At 38.3% G+C, this 19,837-nt stretch carries 11 protein-coding genes; 1 reads left to right on the top strand and 10 read right to left on the bottom strand.

Features of this window, described 5'->3' with window-relative positions; genetic code table 11:
* Positions 1–36: 36 nt before the first annotated feature.
* The 10 genes from ACTB0Y_RS04400 to ACTB0Y_RS04355 all read right to left on the bottom strand — a co-directional run bounded on the left by ACTB0Y_RS04400 (position 37) and on the right by ACTB0Y_RS04355 (position 18,659).
* Positions 37–2,820 (bottom strand): cache domain-containing protein, encoded by a 2,784-nt coding sequence (locus ACTB0Y_RS04400; protein ID WP_463205589.1) that lies wholly within the window; start codon positions 2,818–2,820, stop codon positions 37–39.
* A 15-nt stretch (positions 2,821–2,835) separates the two neighbouring features.
* Complete coding sequence (locus ACTB0Y_RS04395; RefSeq protein ID WP_463205588.1) at positions 2,836–5,580, bottom strand: PAS domain S-box protein; 2,745 nt, start codon at positions 5,578–5,580, stop codon at positions 2,836–2,838.
* Between the two features lie 13 nt (positions 5,581–5,593).
* Entirely contained in the window at positions 5,594–7,942 is a 2,349-nt protein-coding gene (locus ACTB0Y_RS04390) for a cache domain-containing protein (RefSeq protein ID WP_463205587.1), read from the bottom strand.
* A 35-nt stretch (positions 7,943–7,977) separates the two neighbouring features.
* Positions 7,978–10,278, bottom strand: a complete 2,301-nt coding sequence (locus ACTB0Y_RS04385; protein WP_463205586.1) for a GAF domain-containing protein — start codon at positions 10,276–10,278, stop codon at positions 7,978–7,980.
* 196 nt (positions 10,279–10,474) lie between these two features.
* On the bottom strand, positions 10,475–11,464 hold the full coding sequence (gene trpS / locus ACTB0Y_RS04380) for a tryptophan--tRNA ligase (protein ID WP_463205585.1): 990 nt from the start codon (positions 11,462–11,464) through the stop codon (positions 10,475–10,477).
* A 119-nt stretch (positions 11,465–11,583) separates the two neighbouring features.
* Positions 11,584–12,921, bottom strand: a complete 1,338-nt coding sequence (locus ACTB0Y_RS04375; RefSeq protein WP_463205584.1) for a TolC family protein — start codon at positions 12,919–12,921, stop codon at positions 11,584–11,586.
* Positions 12,922–12,926: 5 nt separating this feature from the next.
* Positions 12,927–16,100: an efflux RND transporter permease subunit gene (locus tag ACTB0Y_RS04370; RefSeq protein WP_463205583.1), complete on the bottom strand. Its 3,174-nt coding sequence runs from the start codon at positions 16,098–16,100 to the stop codon at positions 12,927–12,929.
* Positions 16,097–17,245, bottom strand: coding sequence for an efflux RND transporter periplasmic adaptor subunit (locus ACTB0Y_RS04365; RefSeq protein ID WP_463205582.1), 1,149 nt, complete (start codon positions 17,243–17,245; stop codon positions 16,097–16,099). The genes ACTB0Y_RS04370 and ACTB0Y_RS04365 overlap by 4 nt, the downstream gene beginning before the upstream one ends.
* 51 nt (positions 17,246–17,296) lie before the next feature.
* A complete protein-coding gene (locus tag ACTB0Y_RS04360; RefSeq protein WP_463205581.1) occupies positions 17,297–17,668 on the bottom strand; it encodes a hypothetical protein in 372 nt (123 codons plus the stop codon).
* The gene (locus ACTB0Y_RS04355; protein ID WP_463205580.1) at positions 17,640–18,659 is read right to left on the bottom strand and encodes a DUF4837 family protein; all 1,020 of its coding nucleotides are present in this window, start codon (positions 18,657–18,659) and stop codon (positions 17,640–17,642) included. The genes ACTB0Y_RS04360 and ACTB0Y_RS04355 overlap by 29 nt, the downstream gene beginning before the upstream one ends.
* A 264-nt stretch (positions 18,660–18,923) precedes the next feature.
* Between ACTB0Y_RS04355 and ACTB0Y_RS04350 the strand changes: the two genes are divergently transcribed.
* On the top strand, positions 18,924–19,790 hold the full coding sequence (locus tag ACTB0Y_RS04350) for a M23 family metallopeptidase (RefSeq protein WP_463205579.1): 867 nt from the start codon (positions 18,924–18,926) through the stop codon (positions 19,788–19,790).
* Positions 19,791–19,837 lie beyond the last annotated feature (47 nt).

Here is a 19,837-nt window from a genome sequence, read left to right as displayed (position 1 = left end):
TCTAACTTATCGTTAAAATATTAAATGGTCTTTTATCTATTTAACTATTATTTTTTGCAGTTCAACTTTTGCATTGTTCCAAATTGTAGCAATTTCCTGGAGCAGGTCCTCAATGTTTTCTGTGTCTACTCCGGTTGCACAAATTGTTTCTATTTCCTTAGCCATTTCTACTACCCGGCTTAATCCAAGGTATGACATTTTGGTCCTAAAATTACCCATTTTGGTTCTAAGTAGTCTAAGGTCTGACTGGGCTATATTATTCAGCTCTTCTAATTGTTTGGGTATGGTGTCAACATAAATACTTACAATATTTTGGATTTTTCGCAGGTCGTTTTTATATACCTTTCTGAGGTGTGTGAGGTCAATGTACTCGAACCCTTCCTCTTGTTCTATAATTTCATTTATATCGACACTTTTCTTTTTGGAGTCTTTTGGATCACCTTTTTTATTGACAAGTTTGTTGTAGTCATCCTTTAATTGGCTGAGCTGCTTCTCTTTACGTTTTTCTTCTGAAACATCAATAGCTATGTTGATGATCTTGTAGGTTTTGCCTTCTTCATTTATCAGCGGATAATAATATTCCTTTAAATAATAATCTCTGCCCAGGTATTTTGAGTAGTAGCTGTTAGTTACTGACTGCCCTTTGAGTAATTTTTTCCAGATCACATCATAGTTATGCTTTATCTGATTGCTATTGAACTCATATGACCCAATTTGTTTATTTAAAACCTGTTCGCGCTTAAGTTGGAACAGATGGAGCATGTTTTGGTTGATTTCTGTAATTTTTCCGTTTATATCGTATTCAATGTACAATAGTGTGCTTTTTGCGGCATTGATAAAGTGTTGAATTTTACTTTCTCTTTTAGTTGCCTCTTCTTGCATGGCTTGCAGCTCTTCCATATTTTGCCGCATTTCTTCTTCCTGCTGGGCAAGCTCGTCGGCTTGTTCTTTTGATTCTTTTAATAATTCTGCTGTACGTGCATTGACTTTGGTCGATGATATTGTTGATGCAATAGATACACCAATTTTCTCAACGAATTGGATTTGATATTCTTCCATACGATTCAGCGATGCTATTTCGATAATACCAATTACATTTTCATTGATAATCATTGGCACTACCAATGTACTTCCGGGTTTTGTATTGCCAAGGCCGGAAAGTATCGGAGCCTGGTCATCAGGTATATCATCCATGTAGGTTCTTTCTTTTTCAAGAAGGCATTTACCAACCACGCCCTCGTTGGGTTGAATGGTTTTATGCCGCATTTTTTCTTTATCGAAGCCTATGGAAGCAACAAGTTCAAGGTATTGCTGTTTTTTTGTGCCTTCTGTGATGTACAGGCCTCCCTGATGTGCACCAAGATAATCGACCAGTGTTGATATAATTTTACCTGTAAGCTTTTCGAGGTTATCGTTATCCTGCCGTAAGATTGTTCCAAACAGGTTGATCCCTTCTGATGTCCATTTACTATGTTCTTCTTCTTTTTGGCGGTCAAATTCTTCTGCTTTTGCCTCTTTGAGTGAATCCCGCATTTCCAATACGGCATTACCCAGCACGTCTTTATCGCTCAGGGGAGTAAACTTATGATCAAAATTACCGTTTTTTATTTGGTTCGCAAATTCAACGGTGTCTTTGAAGCCTTTGATAACCGTATTAACCGAAAGACTCATTTGTTCAATCTCATCACCGGTTTTGATATTAATGTCATCTATTTTTTTGATTTCACCAAGTGATAATTGTTGCAGTACTTTGGTTGTTTTTTTGATTGGTTTGATGATTTGATAAGCTACAAGGAGGGTTACAAATATTAATATGAGTAACCCGTATATACCTACTTTTCGTGAATCTTCAATGTGGCTCTCGGCTTCGGTTATGATATTTTGTAAAGGCACATTGATGGCTATACCCCAGTGAGAGTCGCTTTTCCCAAAAGTGACCGGAATAATTGTTGTGTAAAATTCTTCACCCGTTTTATTATCCGCGGTAACAAATTTATTGTATTCCCCTTTTTTAATGTGGTCAATGATTGTATACTCTTGGTTCAGCAGGCTATCGGTAGTAGCGAAGTTTTTACCCAAATATGTTTCATTGGGATGTGCTACAATAAATCCTTTGTTGGATAGTATGTAAGCATAACCTTCGAATCTTTGGTCCAATGAATCAACGAGTATTTTTAGTTGCTTCAGACTAATATCTGCACCTACCATGCCCACGAAATTGGTGTCTTTCATAACGGGCACTATAATGGAGGTCATAAGAATTTCTTCGCCAGAGCCACCTGAATAAACATCAGTATATGGTTCTGTTATTCCTTCCCGGGGGTTCGATTTGTAATCATAATAAAGGCTTGTGGTGTCATCGCCAAAAGTGTTGAGCGTATCAACGGTATATGTAATCGAATTGCCTTCCCGGAAATAAATATATGAGAGGCGTCCGTAGGGTAGGTTCCAGTTGGGTTCTATATATTGTCTTTCCCAGTTATCCCATACGGAGATGTATCTTGGATTTTGTCTTAGCAAACGTTCCAGGGCACTGTTGAAGAAATCCCGGTAGGTTTGAGGCTCCAGGGCATTGAATTTTTCGAATGTGTTGCCGTAGGTTCTTATCAATTCGAAGTCGGCTTCAAATAAATTTTTAACCCGGGAGGTTATATTTTCGGCTTGCTGCCCGGCTGTTTTTTTGGCCATTTCTATGGCAACCTCTTTATAATCGTAGTTGATGTATTGGATGGTTATCAGATAGATAATGCCAGCAACCAGCACTACTCCTAATAATAACCGGATGCTTAAGCTAAACCTTATATTTTTAAATAGATTCATCAATCTTTGGATTTGTTATTTTTTTCTGATTGTATCTGTTATATCAATGGCCAGGTTAATAACTTTATAAATATCGCCATTTAAATTTCTCACTGGTATATAAACCTCTGAAAAATAAAGGTTTTTACCTTTGGCCATTATGTGTTGCACTAATCTTCTTGTTTTCCCGGCTGACAAATCTTTCCACAACTGATTAAACTCTTTTTGTTTTTCGGGATCGGTTTCAAAAGCTCCTTGTTTTACACCGATCATTTCTGATTTTTTTGTTCCCAGCAAATTAAGGAAGTTCTCGTTAATATCAATAATTTTTCGGTTCATATCATATTCTACGTAAAGGGAAACGTTTTTTACGCCATCAACGAGTAACTTCATTTCCTCTTTACTGGTTTCGGCCATTTCTTTAAGCTCCTTAAGCTGCTCCATTTTTTGCTCAATATCTTCCTGTGCTTTTTTCTTTTCGGTTAAATCACGCAGCACGCCTATAAATTTAGCTTCGTTGCCGAGCCGGCCTTCTTCGAGTCGTAATTCGACTTGGAATTTTTTGCCTGATTTGTGCATACCCATAACTTCTCTCGATTTTCCAAGCACATGCCGTTGTCCGGTTTTCAGATACCTTTTGATATAATTATCATGGTCCCTGGCATTTTCTCCATACATAATGAGTTTTATGTTTTGGCCAATAGCTTCTTTTGAGGTATAGCCAAAGAGTTCTTCGGCAGCTGGATTCCAAAGTTCTATAATGCCATGGCTGTCGATTGTAACGAGGGCATCGATAATATTATCGAAGATCATTTGTGTTTTGGCCTGGCTTTCTTTTAACGATTCTTGTGTGGCCTGAATTTCTTCCATGTTCTGGCGCATTTCTTCTTCTTGTTGCGCCAGCTCGTCAGCTTGTTGTTGCGATTGTTTGAGTAAAACTTCGGTACGCTGGTTAATTTTTGTGGTTGAAATATCACTGGCTACATTCTCTGCGGCTTTCTCCAAAAAGTCTACATGATAATCTTTGAATTCATTGAAAGATACAAGTTCAATTACCCCCAGAACCTGTTCATTTACTTTAAGGGGAATTAGAATAAGGCTCCTTGGCTTGCTTTCACCAAGTCCGGATGTAACACTTACGTAGTTTTCGGGTATTTCCCGCAGGTGTATGGTTAGTTTTTCGTGTGCACATCTTCCAACGAGTCCTTCTTCAGGCCTTACTTTATCGCGCATTAGCTTTTCGCGCTCATAGGCTACTGCTGTTATCATTTCGTAATATATGTCATCTTTCTCGGCATCGTTTAACACATAAATAGCGCCCATGGCAGCATCTACATATTTTATAATATTCGAAAGGATGGAGTAAGAGAGTTCCTGAAGATCTTTTGACTGGCGTAGTAAATCATTGATTATACTGTAGCCGTCGGCTGCCCATCGTCTTATTTCTTCTTCTTTTTTACGTTTGGCTTCTTCTTCTTTTGCTCGTGTGAGGTTATCGCGCATTTCCAGCAAAGCTTTACCGAGCATGTCTTCATCGCTGAGTTTCTGAAAGTCGACATTTAATTCACCATTTCCTACTGATGAGGCAAATTCTGCAGTTCTGTATAAACCTTCTGTCAACTGGTTTACAGAATCAGCCATCTCACCAAGCTCATTTTTTGTTTTTATGTCGAGGTGGTTTTTTTTGTCAATATTTCCATTGGAGAGCTCTTTAAGGATTTTTGTGCTTTTAATAATTGGTCTGCTTATGCTGCGAGCTATTATGGAAATTATAAACCCCATTACAATTAAACCCAGTATACCAATGGTAATTCCTGTGCGTAAAAAAGAGTTTGTTCTTTCTTCAATTATTGTGGTTGGAAATGCTACTGCCAATGCCCAGTTGGTGTCGGTTTTTCTGATTTTTATGGGAGAGAAAGTATATTGATACGCTGTTCCCATCAATGTGTCGTGGTGGCTGAAAGTAAATGTTTTACCCTTGTCAATGCGTTTGTCTATATTGCCACTCGCTGCGTAGACAGAGTCAATGGTGCTTAATTTTTGCCCAATCCAATCTTCTTTAGGGTGAGCAACAACAGTTCCATCTGCTGATAATATAAAAGCATAGCTTCCTTTGTAGGGCTGAATGGAGTCTGTAATGGTTTGGAAGTAATTCATATTAACATCAGCTCCGGCCAGACCTACAAAGTCGCTGTTTTTTAGAATAGGAACTGAAATATTGGTATTTAAAACAGCATCTTTTTCATTTCCCGTATAGGAAAAAAGCTCCGGGTTACTGATAAAGTGTTTTTTATTGGTCTTTATTTTATAGTAGTTACTTGTATAGTTGTCTCCTTCGAGGTTTCTTTTGGCATCAAAAAGTTTTATAACATTTCCTTCCCGGTAATAACCTCGCATAAGCCTTCCATAATCATTATTGTAGGTTGAGTCGATGTATTTAAGTTCAAAGCTTGTGGCAACTGAAATATATTGTGGGTTATTTTGGAGTATGGCTTTTTGTTGAGCCAGATATATTTTTTCCCATTCCTGAAAAGCAGCCATCTTAAATGTTGTCCCCACATCAGCGAGTATTTCGATTGCTTTTATGTCGGAATCAATTACAGATTTAATAAGGTTGGCTTTTTCTGCTGCTGTTTTTTCGACTATTCTGTAAGTATCTTTTTTTGTGCTATTAATAGTTTGCATTATTACAGTGCCCAATGAGATTAAATAGATAAATGTGGCCCCACTTAGCAGGTAAACCATCATCCGGGTGTTTAGATTGAATCGTATATTTTTCATTGCTGTAATGCTTTTAGTCTTCGCTTTTCATTTTCAGGTGTGTAATGTCTATTGCTATGTTTACTACCCTTTGAGGTTCTCCGTCGTTGTCTTTTATGGGGGTGTAAACTTCTGACAGCCACCTTGTTTTATTGTTAATTTCAATTTTTTGTTCTTGTTTGTGGGGGATTCCTTTCCGCATTTTCGCCCATAGTTTTTCAAAATTCTCAATGCGTTCTTTGTCATTACTTAATTCGAAAAATCCTTGTTTTTTGCCAATAATTTGTTGTCTGGGCAATTCAAGCAATTGGGCATATGCTTCATTGATATTAATGATGTATCCATCCATGCTAAACTCGGCTACGTAGGCTAAGGAATTTATGGCTGTAATCATTCCGGTCATTTCAGCTTCGCGCTTATTGGCTTCTTCCTGTGTCGATTGCATTTCCTCCATCTGCTGCCTGAGTTCTTCTTCTTTTTCTGTAAGTTCTCCGGCCTGACTTTTTGTTTGCTCGAGAAGTTTACTTGTGCGTTGGCTTATTTTTAGTGATGCTATTGTGGAGGCTATACTTTCTCCGGCTTGCTCTACAAATTCTATCTGATATTTTTCCAGCTCGTTGAATGAAATAATTTCAATAATCCCCAATACCTCTTCATTTAGCATCAAGGGTACAATAAGCAATGATCTTGGGTTTGCCTTGCCTAAACCTGATGTAATGTTGACATAATTGTCGGGTATTTCTGTCATGTAAAGTGTAGCTTGCTCATAGGCGGCCCTGCCAATGAGGGTTTCTCCCATTTTAACGGTTCTGTGCAAAGGTTTTTTTCTTCCCCATGCCAGGGCAGAGGTCGCTTCAAAGGTTATCTCTTCCTCAGATGCTATATTATCCTTGTCAGCTACAACGTAAAAGGCTCCCTGATTGGCGTTGAGGTAATCTGCTATAAATTTGACTACTTCATAAGAGAGTGTCTTTAGTTGATTATGTTGGCGCATTAAGTCATTAATTTTAGCTATGCCATCGGTGATCCATTTTTGGATTTGGTCAGTCTTTTTGCGCCTTTCTTCTTCTTTTTCAGATTTTTGCAGGCTTTTCCGCATGTTTAGTAATGCGTTGCCTATGACATCTTCATCGCTTAATTTTTCAAATTCTACATCGAGGTTGCCTTTCCCGATTTCTTCTGCAAACCCGGCTGTTCTGGCCAGGCTGTTTTTTAACCCATTGACATCTAACGATATGCTTCCTATTTCATCTTTTGTTTTAATTTTAAGCTCACGGTCTGTATTGATTTTGCCTTCGGCCAGTTCTTTTAGCAACTTAGAGATATTAACCAGTGGCCTTGTTATGTTGCGCGCAATAACCCAAAGGACTAATGCCAAAATAATAATTCCTGCTAATCCAATAAGCAGCGATTTTTGCATATTCTGATTCGCCTGTATTAGCATTTGTTCGTAGGGAACTACAATGGTTAAATACCATGGGGTATGGGTATCGCCTATGTATACGGGAGCAAAAGTTGTAAAGTGTTTTTTACCATATTTTGTTCGGTCGAATGAAAATGTTTTACCCGCTTTCATTCGTCTTTTGAAGTTGAATTTTTCAGCGTCCCTGGGGTTGTCTTCGAGGAGGTTGCTGCCAATGTTAGCAGATTCGGGGTGGTATATTATAGTGCCTTCGTGGCTTACGAAAAAAGCATAGCTGTTTTTATAGGGATTAATAGATTTAATTAGGCTTGAGAACCGTTCCAGTTTTAAATCTATACCCATTAATCCCAGAAAACGCGTACTTTGGAGCACGGGAACACATATGCTGGTTTCCAGTATTTTATTGGTTTCGTCTTCTGTATAGGAATACCAGTAGGGCTCTGTTATTACGTTCTTTTTTTCTTTTTTTATTTTGTAATATAAACCATCAATGTCATCCCCTTCAGTATCAACAGTATCTATTTTTCTTTTAATCTCATTATCAACTCTGTAGTAGTTCTTGCGCACTCTGCCGAAATTGTTGGGATAGTCTTCTTCAATGGCCGCAAGTTCCCAATGCATCCATATAGACTGTAGGTGCTGGTTTTGTTCGAATACGCGTTTTAGCATTGGTGGCAGCACCTGGTTTCTGATTGAATCATTGTATAGCACAAAATCTTGTATAGCTTTACCAAGGGTATGTGTGAGCATGAAGTCTTTGTTGAGTTCACTTTCAATATCAGCGGCTCTTTTTTCGGCAATTTCAATGGTTAACCTTTTTGCTTCATCCAAAGCCATCTGCCGGGTTTCTATACTAACATATAAAATGGTTAATAAAAAGATAACCGTGGCACTACTCAAAATAAAGAGCTGCAGTTTTGCCTGTATACTTTCTTTTATTTTATTGATTAACCCTTTCATGGTGATGCTTTAATCTGAGTTGATTTATAATACGTCTATGTGTTTTTTGTATGTGTAATGTCGATACCAATATTGATGACTTTGTATGGCTCGCCTTCAGCATTAATTATTGGTTTGTATGTTTCCAACAACCATACATCTTTATTACCTGATTTAATTTTTTGTTCTATTGTAATTGATTCACCTGCGCGTAGTTGTTCCCATGTTTTTTCAAATTCCTGTTGGTCAATGTTTCCGGAAAAACTGCCCTGCTGCATTCCTATCAATTGGTCTTTAGGCTTTGCCAGTAAAACCTCCAGGTTTTTGTTCATATCAATCAAATGACCGTCCATGTCAAATTCAGCTACATAAGCAATATCATTTACCGCCTCGTGGAGTGCTTTCATTTCGTGTTGTCTTTGGTGTGCTTCCTCCTGTGTAGCTTTCATTTCTTCTACATTTTGCCGCATTTCCTGTTCTTGCTGTGCCAGTTCGTCGGTTTGTTTTTGGGAGCGGTGCAGGAGTCCTTCTGTTTTTTGGTTTATGCGCACATTGGCTATTGTGGCAGCAAGGTTGCCTCCAATTTGCTCTACCATTTTTATCTGATAGTCGGAAAATTCATTGAAAGAAATGAGTTCGATTACCCCCAGCACTTCTTCATTATTTTTTATGGGAACCAGAAGTATTGTCCGTGGGTTGGCACCTCCAAGGCCGGTTTTAATGTTGACATAATCTTCAGGGATTTCTGTCATATAAACTGTTAAGCCCTCATAAGCACAACGTCCTACCAGGCCTTCTTCGTCTTTTATCTTTTTTTCGATGAGTTTATCGCGACCATAAGCAATTGCCGAAATAAGTTCGTAATATATTTCATCATCCTCATCATTTTTCACATATATTCCGCCTTGTGATACGTTGAGGTAATCAAGCAAGTATTTTAAAGTGTTAAATGTGAGTTCTTTAATGTTTTGGTTGTGTTTTCTGAAAATGTCACTGGTTTCTGTTATGGCCTGATTGACCCATTTATTAATTTCGTCTTCTTTTTGTCTTTCTTCTTGCTCTTTTCGCGCTTTTTGAAGATTTTCCTGCATTTCGATAAGCGACTGCCCTAATTCATCTTCTTCATCGTCAATAACCAGTTCCTGTTCTAAATCTCCTTGTCCGAGATGCCTGGCAAATTGGTTCTTTTGGTTGAGTTTTTCAATTGTTTGGTTAAGGGCTTTTGCCATTTCTTCAATTTCGTCTCCTGTTTTGAGCTCTAACTTGTTGCTTGTCTTAATTTCACCTTTAGCCAGCTTATTTAGTTGTTTGGTTACCGCCTGTACGGGCCTGGAAATACTTAGGCTTACGAAATATATTACAATGCTTAGTAAGATTAAACCTAATGTACCAACAAGGAATGATATATATAAATTTTCGTTAACCTGTTTAATAATAGAATCTTTTGGTACTGTAATTCCAAGGTACCAATAAGTGTTGGTGCGACTAATTTTTATAGGGAAATAGCTTACAAAGCGTTCTTTATCACCGTTATTATTTATAATAGAAAATGGCTTTCCCAGTTTTATTTTCTGATAAATATTGAAGTCGGGGTTGCTTGTGGGGTTTTTAGGAATATAGGTGTTTAATTTTTCGTTATCAGGGTGTCCGGCGTATTTACCATTGTGCGATATCAGGAAAGCATAGCTTTTTTCGAGGTTTTCTATTTGAATATTGCTTACAATTTCCTGAAAACGATCAAGTGTAACATCTACACCAACCAGTCCTACAAATTTCTTTTGGTCCATGATGGGGGCTTCGTAGGAGGTCATGATTTTTTTATCGGCTTTTTGCTCTGAAAAAGCATCGGCATATATTTCTGAGATGAGTTCTCGGGCAAGTGCTTTGTCTTTTGCGTAATACTGATTGTCTCCATCCAGACTGCGAATGTCGATAAGCCTTTTCATTTCACCTTTTTCACGCAATCGGGTGTTGGTAATTCTACCAGTGGGGCGGTTCCATGTGCTATCGACAGCATTCAGCTCCCAACTATCCCAGAGTTGGTAAAAGTCGGGGTTGCCCTGGAACACATGATCATAGATTTCATTTACCAGTTTCTGATATGTATCTTTATCAAGAAATTCATATGTTTTAAAGGCCAACGCAAGCGTTCTCACCACGGCAAAGTCTTCATTTATGAGCACTTTAATTTCATTTGCATATTTTTCCGTTTGGGCTTCAATAAGTCGGGTTTGGTTTTGGTAAGAAGCCTGCCGGTCTTTATAGGCAATATAGCTAATAGCTCCTGTAAATACCAATATCGATAGCGATATGATGATAAACTGTATTTTATGTCGTAGGCGGAGTTTGATTTTCATTCCTGTAAAAATAATTAAGCATCTAATTTACTTGATAAATGTAAGTTGCTGAAAAAAACAACGCAGTAATTTTCATTTTTACCTGTAAATTACTGCGTGTTGCCTGTTCATTGTATGTTATATTTTATCAGTTGCATGTATTCTTCATTATTTGCATGACAAAAGGCTTTTAAACTTAATAAAATCAATCAAAAGCTCAAAATTTTTTAAAACCAATAATTTCGCGCACTTCTTTAATGGTTTTTTGCGCACTTTCTCTGGCTTTTTCAGCTCCCATTCTCGCTACTTTCTGTAAATATGTGTTGTCAGCAGATATATCCTGTATTCTGTTGTAAATGGGTTCGATGTATTTAATTATATCGTCGGCCAATTGTTTTTTCAGGTCGCCGTATCGAATACTGGATTTGGCATATTCTTCTTTGAAGAATTGTAGTGTTTCAGGTTCTGATACTACCTGCATAATGGTGAAAAGGTTTTGAATGGGTTCTGAAACCGGTGAATTGGGTTCTGCTGGACCGGCATCAGTAACGGCCTTCATTACTTTTTTTCTGATTTGTTTGGGTGTATCGGCCAAATATACACCATTACCTTCAGATTTGCCCATTTTTCCACTGCCATCTAAACCAGGTATTTTTAGGAGGTCATCGCCAAAGTTCCATGGTTCCGGTGGTTTAAAATATTCTGTTTTATACATGCCATTAAACCTACGCGCATATTTACGGCACATTTCAAGGTGCTGCTCCTGGTCTTTACCTACAGGCACTTTTGTGGCCCGGTGAATTAGTATGTCGGCGGCCATAAGAACGGGGTAGGTGAGCAACCCGGCATTGACATTATTGGGGTTTTTACGAACTTTTTCTTTGAAACTTGCAGTGCGTTCCAGTTCACCCACATATGCATTCATGCTTAGCAGTAGGTTTAGCTCTGCTACTTCGGGCAAATCGCTTTGAATAAATAGTGTGGCTTTCTCGGGGTCGAGACCTGCTGCCAGGTATTCAACAAGCACTTGTTTTACATTACTATGCAAATCTTTCGGGTTGGGGTGGGTTGTCAGTGAATGATAATCGGCTATAAAAAAATAGCAATCATGATTCTCCTGCATCTTAATAAAATTTCGTATTGCACCGAAATAATTTCCTAAATGTAAATTTCCTGTTGATCTGATTCCACTTACAACTCTTTCCATATCAAATAATCTCGCTTTATTAATCTCACAAATGTACGAAATTATTCGTTTTACCCGATTTGAACTTACTCAATTTGCCTTAATTTGCATAAGGTTTTTTTGAGGTTCCATACGTTTTATCACTGTTTCTCAGGGTCGAACTCATTCAGGATGCTGCCGGTCATTCGCATAATTTCTGTATAAGTATCCATGATGTCATAAATGGTTTGTAATTTGGATAAAGAGGCATTAAAATAGGTGAGCTGAATTTGTCTGAAGTTGATGCTGTTGATTGTTCCCAGTCGGTATCGGTCGCGGGCCAGTTCATAATTCAGGCGGGTAAGATTTTCGTTTTCTAATGCTACATCGTACAGCTGTTTTCGAACGTTGTACAAGTCGTAAAGTGAAACCAATTGCATCTTAAGCTGTTTACTCATCTCCTGAGTTTCCAGCTTGCTTTGCTGCAATGAGATTCTGGCGTTTTGAATGGCTCTGTTTACTTGTCCGCCATTAAACAGGTTAAAGCTTAGGGTAAAGTTACCATAAACCATTAAAGGGTCTGAGTTGGTTCTGGGCATATCGTCTACTTTTCTTGAGCCATAGGTATAACTTGACCCGGCATTAAGCGAAAAAGTTGGGTAAAGATTACTTTTGCTCTGCTTTAGGTCGTATTCAATAAGTTTTTGGTTTATATACTGGTTAGTAAGTGTTTGATTGCTTGACTCAAGCCGATTATAAAGTTCTTCGAGATTAAAAGTATGCGCTATGGGTTGAAAACTGTCTGTTAGAATGTATTGTTTTGTGTGAGATTCGCCCATAATGAGGTTCAGATTACGTCTGGTATTGCGCAAGTTAATACCTTGTAAAATGTAATTGGAACTATCTTCGAGGTAGGCAGCCCGGGCTTGCTGTAAGTCGAAAGTGGTTCCGTTTCCTGTGGCTTTTTGTGTTCTGGCATATCGAAGCTGATCGAGAGAAATGTTCATTACTTCTTTTGTAATCTTTAAACGTTCTTTCTCAAGCAAGGTCTTCTGATAAGCTAAAATGATGGCTTGAAGTGTATTTTCTACTACCACACCCATCATTCCCTTTGAGAGGTTTTGTAGCTCAGCAAGTCGTTCTCGTGTAATTTGTACGGAGAAACCGCCAAAAAGAAGCCAATTGAGATTTACAGACGGAGAAATATCATTGGAAATGGTAGTACTGTTTTGGGGTTGGGTTTGGTCTGTCCATCTGTTGTTTTGCGCTGCTGACAAAGTAATTGATGGCCACATTCCTGCTGCTCCGGGAGTGTTATTGTTAGCGGAAATTTCCACGTCTTTTTGAGCAATGCGTATTTGGTAATTGTTTTCAAGGGTTTTAGATATGGCATCAAAAAAAGAAAGTGGCTCCTGGCCAAGAGCTGGCCCGGAACCACCAATCCAAATGAAAACAGCTATGAGATTACAAAAGTATATATATTTTTTTGAAACAACCATAATATTTATCGAATTTTTTTCTTTTCATTCAAAATAACAAATTCTACTTCTTCTGCTGTATGCATTTTTTTCCGTTTGCTAAGGGCCCAGAAAACAACCCTGCGTGAATCATTTAATACACCAATGAGTACTGGGAAAAAGACTAAAATAAAGCCGGTTCCTATTAAAACACCGTAGGCAAGTGCTACTGCCATTGGTATTAAAAATTGTGCCTGAAATGAATTTTCGAGGATCAATGGATATAAACCTATGGTAGTTGTAATGGTGGTTAGTACAATAGGTCTGAAACGAGTCATGCCTGCTTTATATAAAGCATCGAGCATTTTGTAACCTTCGAGCAAAAATCGGTTGTATTTGGCGAGGAAGACTACAGCATCGTTTACAATAACTCCGGATAATGCTACCATGCCCCAAACACTAAGCATGGAAATGGGGATACCCTCAATTCCGTGCCCCCACATAGCACCAAGCCATGCAAGTGGTATCATCAGTAGTACTATGGCAGCTTGTTCAAATGATTTGAAATGTATCATGAGGATAAGCACAATGATCAGAAAGGCAAGCAGGTAATATTTTTGAATTTCAGCAATCGATTCGCTGCTTCGGCGTTGTTGCCCCTGGTAGGTAATGTCCACTCCGGGAAACTGTGCCTTGATTTCAGGGACAATTTTTTTATTGATTCGCTCAATTATTTCCGGAACAGGTTCCAGTGGATCTCTGGTATCAGCTTCAATTCTGATTTCCCGCTGACTGTTGTATCTTTTAATACTTACGGGACCCCTTTCAATTTTATAATCGGCAAGTTCCGATAAGGGATAATATCCTGCAGCGGTTTTTATTTTCATATCTTCGAGTTGTCCGAGCCGCATGCGGTCTTCTTTGGGATATCTTACATACACTCGAAGTTCGTCTTTTCCTTTTTGTAAACGTTGCGCCTGGCCGCCAAAAAATGCCTGACGAACCTGCGTGGCTACATAATTTTGGTCTAATCCAAGGAAATAAGCCTTGGGTTTTAAGTCAAGTTGTACTTCCTGCTTGCCTGGCACGTTGTTGTTTGTAACATCTTTGAGTTCAGGAAATTCATTTAAGCGGTTTTCCACAAAATCTTTTGCAGCACTTAATTCTTTAATATTTTGGCCCAGCAAACTCATGGAAACCGGTTTGCCAAACCGACTGTTGCCTCCCACAGCAAACTTTTGTGCTTCGGGCACATCGCCAATTTTTTTACTTATCAGGTTGATAATATCGTAAGAATTAACCGGGGCCCCTTCCATATCGCGCAAAATTACTCTTATGTTACCAGCGTGGCTGCCTGTTTCGTTACCATTAAAGGCATTCCCCAGGTTTAAGAAAGTATAATCAATGAAATTCTGATCGTCGTTATATTTTTCTTTGAGCTCTTCGTTTACTTCCCACGTAAGATCTTCAAACTTTTTCAGGTAACGTATTGTTTGTGCCTCTCCTTCGCCGGGTTTGAACGCAAGGTCTATATTAAAAAAGTCAAAAGCTACTGGAGGGAAAAACGTTAATTTTATAAAATTTCCTTTTAAAAGTCCTACAGTCATCAATATTACAAAAATGGGCAGGAATACGAAAAACCAGCGCCAACGAATTACAAATCGTAAAACCCTTCCATAAATATTGTCGCGCATATAAAAAATAAACCGATCAAATAGTTTACGTAAGCGCTTTCCGGGACTGTTTCCTTCGATTGGTTTTAATACACGATGATTTCCCAGATGGGCCGGCAGCACAAGAAATGCTTCAAAGAGCGAAAAGCCTAAACTGGCTACAACCACAAATGCCATTTCGAACATAAACTCCAACCCGCCTTCGCGAATCAAGAAAAGTGGAGAAAAGGCTACGATAGTGGTGCTTATAGAGGTTACTACTGCCGGAAGGACTTCTAAGGTACCATCAATTGCGGCCTTCTTGGGAGGTTTGCCTTCTTCAAAATGAGCATAAATATTTTCTGCAATAACAATTCCGTCATCCACCAAAATACCAATAACCAGGATCATTCCAAACAGGCTGATCATGTTAATTGTAATGCCATAAATGCTGGCTATGATAAACATGCCCAGGAATGAGGCTGGAATACCCCATGCAACCCACAATGAAAGCCTGAAACTTAAAAAGAAGGCCAGTGCAACCACAACGAGCAACAGCCCAATACCTCCATTTCGATATAAAAGATTCAGGCGACTTTTTAATACAGTAAGAAAGTTAAAGGTTTGTTTCAGTGTAATGTCATCGTGTTCTGCATTAAAATCTGCAATATATTGGTCAACGTACTTTGATATTTTTTCCAGGTCCTCTTCCGGTAGTTTTTGAATGGAGATTGAAACAGCTCTCTTTCTATTGAGCGTGTATTCCATGGGCACATCCTGGAATTTTGTTTTTACTTCGGCCACATCTCTAATGCGTATGTAATCTCCCTTTTCTCCGGCGCGCAGTATAATTTCTCCTATTTCATTAGGTTCTACAGAACGGTTTCTGATGCGCACAAGGATTTCTTCCTGTGGTGATTTTATCAGACCTGCAGCAATGTCGCGGTTAGTAGTGGCAATGGCCTGTATGAGATCATTCATTGTAAGTTGATAACGCATCAGGTCTTCCTCACTGATTTCAACAGAAATTTCGAGATTGGGATATCCGGATATACCCAATTGAGAGATTACTCCGGAGGCGAGAAAGTCGTTCTCTATTTGGTCGGCATATTTTTTTAAGGTAAAAACATCTGTGTCGCCGTATAAACTTAAGAACATGGCTTGCGACACAGATCGTTGTTTATAAACAATGGGTCGTTCAGCGGCTGTAGGAAAAGAGCTGATCCCATCCACTGCATTTTTTACCTCCATAAGGGTTTCGTCCAGGTCGTATTCGCCTGTTGTTGTAATCTGGATCCTGGAAAAATTTTCCGAAGAAGTACTGGTAAATTCTTTAATCCCAACAATACCGCGTATGGCCTGTTCTATTCGTGTTGTAACACCTTCTTCCATCTGTTCGGGCGAGGCTCCTGGATAAAATACAGAGATTGTAATTTCGCGGGAAGTACGCTCAGGAAAGAAGGATTTTTTCATGCTCAAATAGCCAACTATCCCTCCAATGAGTAAAACTGCAATTATAACATTGGCATAGAACGGAAATTGCACAAATTGTTGAATCAGTCTTCTCATTGCCTCTTTTTGTTTTCTGCTTTATCAATAATTTTTACCTGCATGTTCTCATTGGCATTGAGCAATGGTTCATTCACAATAAATTCACCCGGTTGAAGTCCATTGAAAAAAAGTGTTTTTTCGTTCACTTTTACAATATTAATTTCTTCTTTTTGCAACCGGTCATTCTGCACCAAAAAAACTTCATTGTGGTTAAAGACCGCACTACGAGCTAATTTCATAGCATTTTTTACTGTAATGTTTTGGAAGAGACAATTGTAATAATCGCCTTCGTACACCAGGCCGGGTTTTGCCGGAATTTGCACGTATACAGGAATGCTTTGAGTCTGCGGGTCTTTAAACTGGGCTATTCGTACAATATTTCCTTTTAATGTATCAGCTGTATTTTCTTCTGGCACAACTTTCACTTTTTGGCCTTTTCTCAGCCATCTTACTTCATTTTTTTCTACAGGAACTTCTACTTCGTAAGTTGAAGTGTTGATAATGGCACCAATAATCCCTCCGGGGTTGATTACAGAACCTTCCTGCATATTAACTTGTGTGAAATTTCCTGTAAAGGGTGCTACAATTGTTTGTTTATTTACTCGTTCTTCAAAGCTTTTAATGGAGTAATATTCACCAAGCACATTACGTGAAGAAAGGAATATTTTTAATTGATTATTAGATATCTTGGGGAGTTTTGGCAGGTTATCGTGTACGTTTACTAAACTGAAGAATTTTTGCCATTCCTCATAGACATCGGGAAAGTCGAGTTTCAGGTCGGCCAGCACATTGGCCAGCGACATTAAAAATTTGCTTTTTTGGGATTTCAAGTTATAGGTTACTTCTTCATTGAGAATTTTTGCAAGTATCTGACCTTTTTTGAAACGGGCACCTTTTTTCAGAACTACGTCACCACCATAAACTTTCCCTTGTACTTCACTGCTCAGGTTTATTTGTTTTATGGCCATGACCCTGCCTGACGCTTTTATTTCTGTTTTGTAATTTTCATAACTGATTTTTTCTGCGCTTACATACCGGGTTGCCTGTGGTGGCTCTTGTTTTGGCTTTTCCGGTTTCAGCGATTCCAATGTTATCATCAAAACTGCCCCAAGTCCCAGAAAAATAAGAACTGCCAGCAAAATTCTGTAAAATTTTTTACTCATTTTCTTTTATCCTTTTCAAACAGTGATAAAACTATCGAGAATATGTTTTGTTTAGAAGCCATCCTTATATAATTCCCGAAACATTACTTTTTGCATTTCGCGCTGAATAATTAAAAAAGTAATTACATCCCGTTCCGGCATGGTGGGATCATATTCCTTCAGTGCTTTCATTTTTGATTCCGATAAATCAATTCGATAAAGCAGGTTCATTAATCGAGCATAGTCTCTATGAAGCAATTGCTCGATATGATTTTGCATCAAGCTGATAATTTCGGGACTTTCAATGTTGAGGCTTAGGTCTAATTGTGAGAAATCTTTTTCAATTTGCTGAAGCACTTTTTTGTTCAAAGAAGCATCAAGCAGCATTTGGTTGAGCTCCTCTAAGCTATGTATGCTATTGAGTTTTTTTAGTTTTTTTTCCATGAGATACTTCTTCCGGAAATTTTATCATGTAACCAATTGCCTCTAAATACCTAACAAACTTGCGTTTATTGCCACCCGGGTTATATACGTAGCCATCGAAAACAACTACGCGGTTACGTTTTTTGTCTAACCGGCTGATTTGTATAAACGGCCCACCCATAAAATCGTTGACCACTGTCCATAGCCCCCGGATTTCTGTGTAATATTTATTTTCAACCATTAATTCCGTGAATTTGGGTGGGATATAGCGGTATTCAGTAGTCATATAGGTTTCTCTCGTTTTTGCCAGCGGCCCTTCCACATATAACTTAAGTAATGAATCTCTTTTATTCAGCAAATAATCTTTCGAAAAAGTATTGGTGTCTTTATATGGGAAATGGTAAATAAAAGCTCCTGAGCTCATATCTTTAGTTTCGAAAGAAACCCACAAAAAATTAGTGGTATCGAGTCGCACCTCATAACCTTTTGGGAAGGTTGTATGTAGATTGTAATTTTTAAGAATGTAGTTTCTGAGGTTTTTATTAACTCCTTGTCGTATTTTGTATTTGGCATATTTTTTTTCGGTGTAATGGAGTAAATCAAGCAGTTGTTGCTGGTTACTCATCAGTAGCTCCACAAAAGCCGATTCATTGGGAGCCTTAAAGTGAAATACCACCTGCATGTTGGCCCTTTTGACGGTAACTTTTGGTTTTTTTACATCCGATGAAATTGTAATTTTTATAATATTACGAAAAGCCCGGAAGGTATTGGAAAAGGCATTCCATGGAATCATATAAACTTTGAACATGGGCTCATATTGCGGCAACCCGTAAACCGGAGCTTTGAGCACTGTGTCAACATAGTCTCCAGCTTTTGTTTCATGGAACTTTTTATCGAGCACAACCACAACTTCGCCTTCTCTTCCTCCGCCACTGGCAGTGCTTATGTCTGTACATGATTGTGTAGAAAAAAATGCTGCTATTATTATACTTATAAGAATTACTTTATTCATTAGTACGGGGTTTTGGTTTAAAAAATTAAATAAAAATACAACTCTTAAGCTTCACACAAAAATTCTATGAACTAAAACGCAAATTTATATTAAAATTGTGTGTCGAACGTTGTATTAAAGCGAAATTGATTGATAAGCCAAAATATTATTAATGAAAGCATTCAATATGAATAATATCCATAAGGCTTGATATTTCAAATAACCAACGGAAGTATTATATTTGCAGAATATTGTACCTTCTGATTTTTATATTAATAAAGTTTCATGGCTAAAAAAAATAAAAAGAAAGTTATATCGCGGCTGCGCCGTACTTACAGGCTGGTAATTATGAATGACCAGACTTTTGAGGAAAAATGGTCATACAGACTTACCGGATTAAATGTTTTAACCGCTGTTAGCGGTATTGCAATGGTGCTGATTTTTATTGGGATTATGCTTATTTCTTTTACCCCGCTTAAACGGTTATTGCCGGAATATCCGGATGCTGAATTTCACGAGCAAATGATTCAAAATGCGGTCAGGCTCGATAGCATTGAGCATGAGTTGATGGTAAGAGATCAATATATACGTAATTTGAGACATATTTTGGCTGGAGACAGCAGAACCAGGGTCGATGATGTGCCCGATACCGTTGAGCTTTATGATGAGTTAAACATGGAGCCTTCCAGGGAGGATTCGGTTTTACGAAAACGTGTAAAGCTTGAGCAACAAGCCAGTTTATTGGGAAGGCAATTCAGTAAAGCTGAAGATAATATCCAAAGCATGACATTTTTTGCACCTGTAAAAGGGTTAATTAGCAACCGTTTTAATTATGGTGAGGGGCACTATGCTATTGATATTGCCACAGAAAAATCAACTTCTGTTCACGCTGCTTTGCCCGGAACAGTTATATCAAGTTCCTGGTCTTTAGAAACTGGTTACAGTTTGCAAATACAGCATCCAAATAATTTAATTTCCGTTTACAAACACAATGAATCTCTTTTAAAAGACCAGGGAGATTTGGTAGTGGCCGGTGAAGTTGTGGCATTTGTGGGTAATACAGGTGAGTTTACCACAGGACCACACCTGCATTTTGAATTGTGGCACAATGGATTGCCGGTAAACCCGGAAGATTATATCGATTTTGAATAGCATGTTTTCAGCATGAATGCTTTGCTGATTATACCCCAAAAAGCAAA

The sequence above is a fragment of the Salinivirga sp. genome (genome assembly GCF_055145285.1).
Note: the sequence above shows the minus strand (reverse complement) of the source record. Positions and strands in the feature narration are given on the sequence as shown.

Excerpts from the sequence above, each read along its gene's own strand:
- ACTB0Y_RS04360 (WP_463205581.1), bottom strand. The coding sequence starts at position 17,668 with ATGGAAAAAAAACTAAAAAAACTCAATAGCATACATAGCTTAGAGGAG.
- ACTB0Y_RS04370 (WP_463205583.1), bottom strand. The coding sequence starts at position 16,100 with ATGAGAAGACTGATTCAACAATTTGTGCAATTTCCGTTCTATGCCAAT.
- ACTB0Y_RS04375 (WP_463205584.1), bottom strand. The coding sequence starts at position 12,921 with ATGGTTGTTTCAAAAAAATATATATACTTTTGTAATCTCATAGCTGTT.
- ACTB0Y_RS04355 (WP_463205580.1), bottom strand. The coding sequence starts at position 18,659 with ATGAATAAAGTAATTCTTATAAGTATAATAATAGCAGCATTTTTTTCT.
- ACTB0Y_RS04350 (WP_463205579.1), top strand. The coding sequence starts at position 18,924 with ATGGCTAAAAAAAATAAAAAGAAAGTTATATCGCGGCTGCGCCGTACT.
- ACTB0Y_RS04385 (WP_463205586.1), bottom strand. The coding sequence starts at position 10,278 with ATGAAAATCAAACTCCGCCTACGACATAAAATACAGTTTATCATCATA.
- trpS (WP_463205585.1), bottom strand. The coding sequence starts at position 11,464 with ATGGAAAGAGTTGTAAGTGGAATCAGATCAACAGGAAATTTACATTTA.
- ACTB0Y_RS04365 (WP_463205582.1), bottom strand. The coding sequence starts at position 17,245 with ATGAGTAAAAAATTTTACAGAATTTTGCTGGCAGTTCTTATTTTTCTG.
- ACTB0Y_RS04390 (WP_463205587.1), bottom strand. The coding sequence starts at position 7,942 with ATGAAAGGGTTAATCAATAAAATAAAAGAAAGTATACAGGCAAAACTG.
- ACTB0Y_RS04395 (WP_463205588.1), bottom strand. The coding sequence starts at position 5,580 with ATGAAAAATATACGATTCAATCTAAACACCCGGATGATGGTTTACCTG.
- ACTB0Y_RS04400 (WP_463205589.1), bottom strand. The coding sequence starts at position 2,820 with ATGAATCTATTTAAAAATATAAGGTTTAGCTTAAGCATCCGGTTATTA.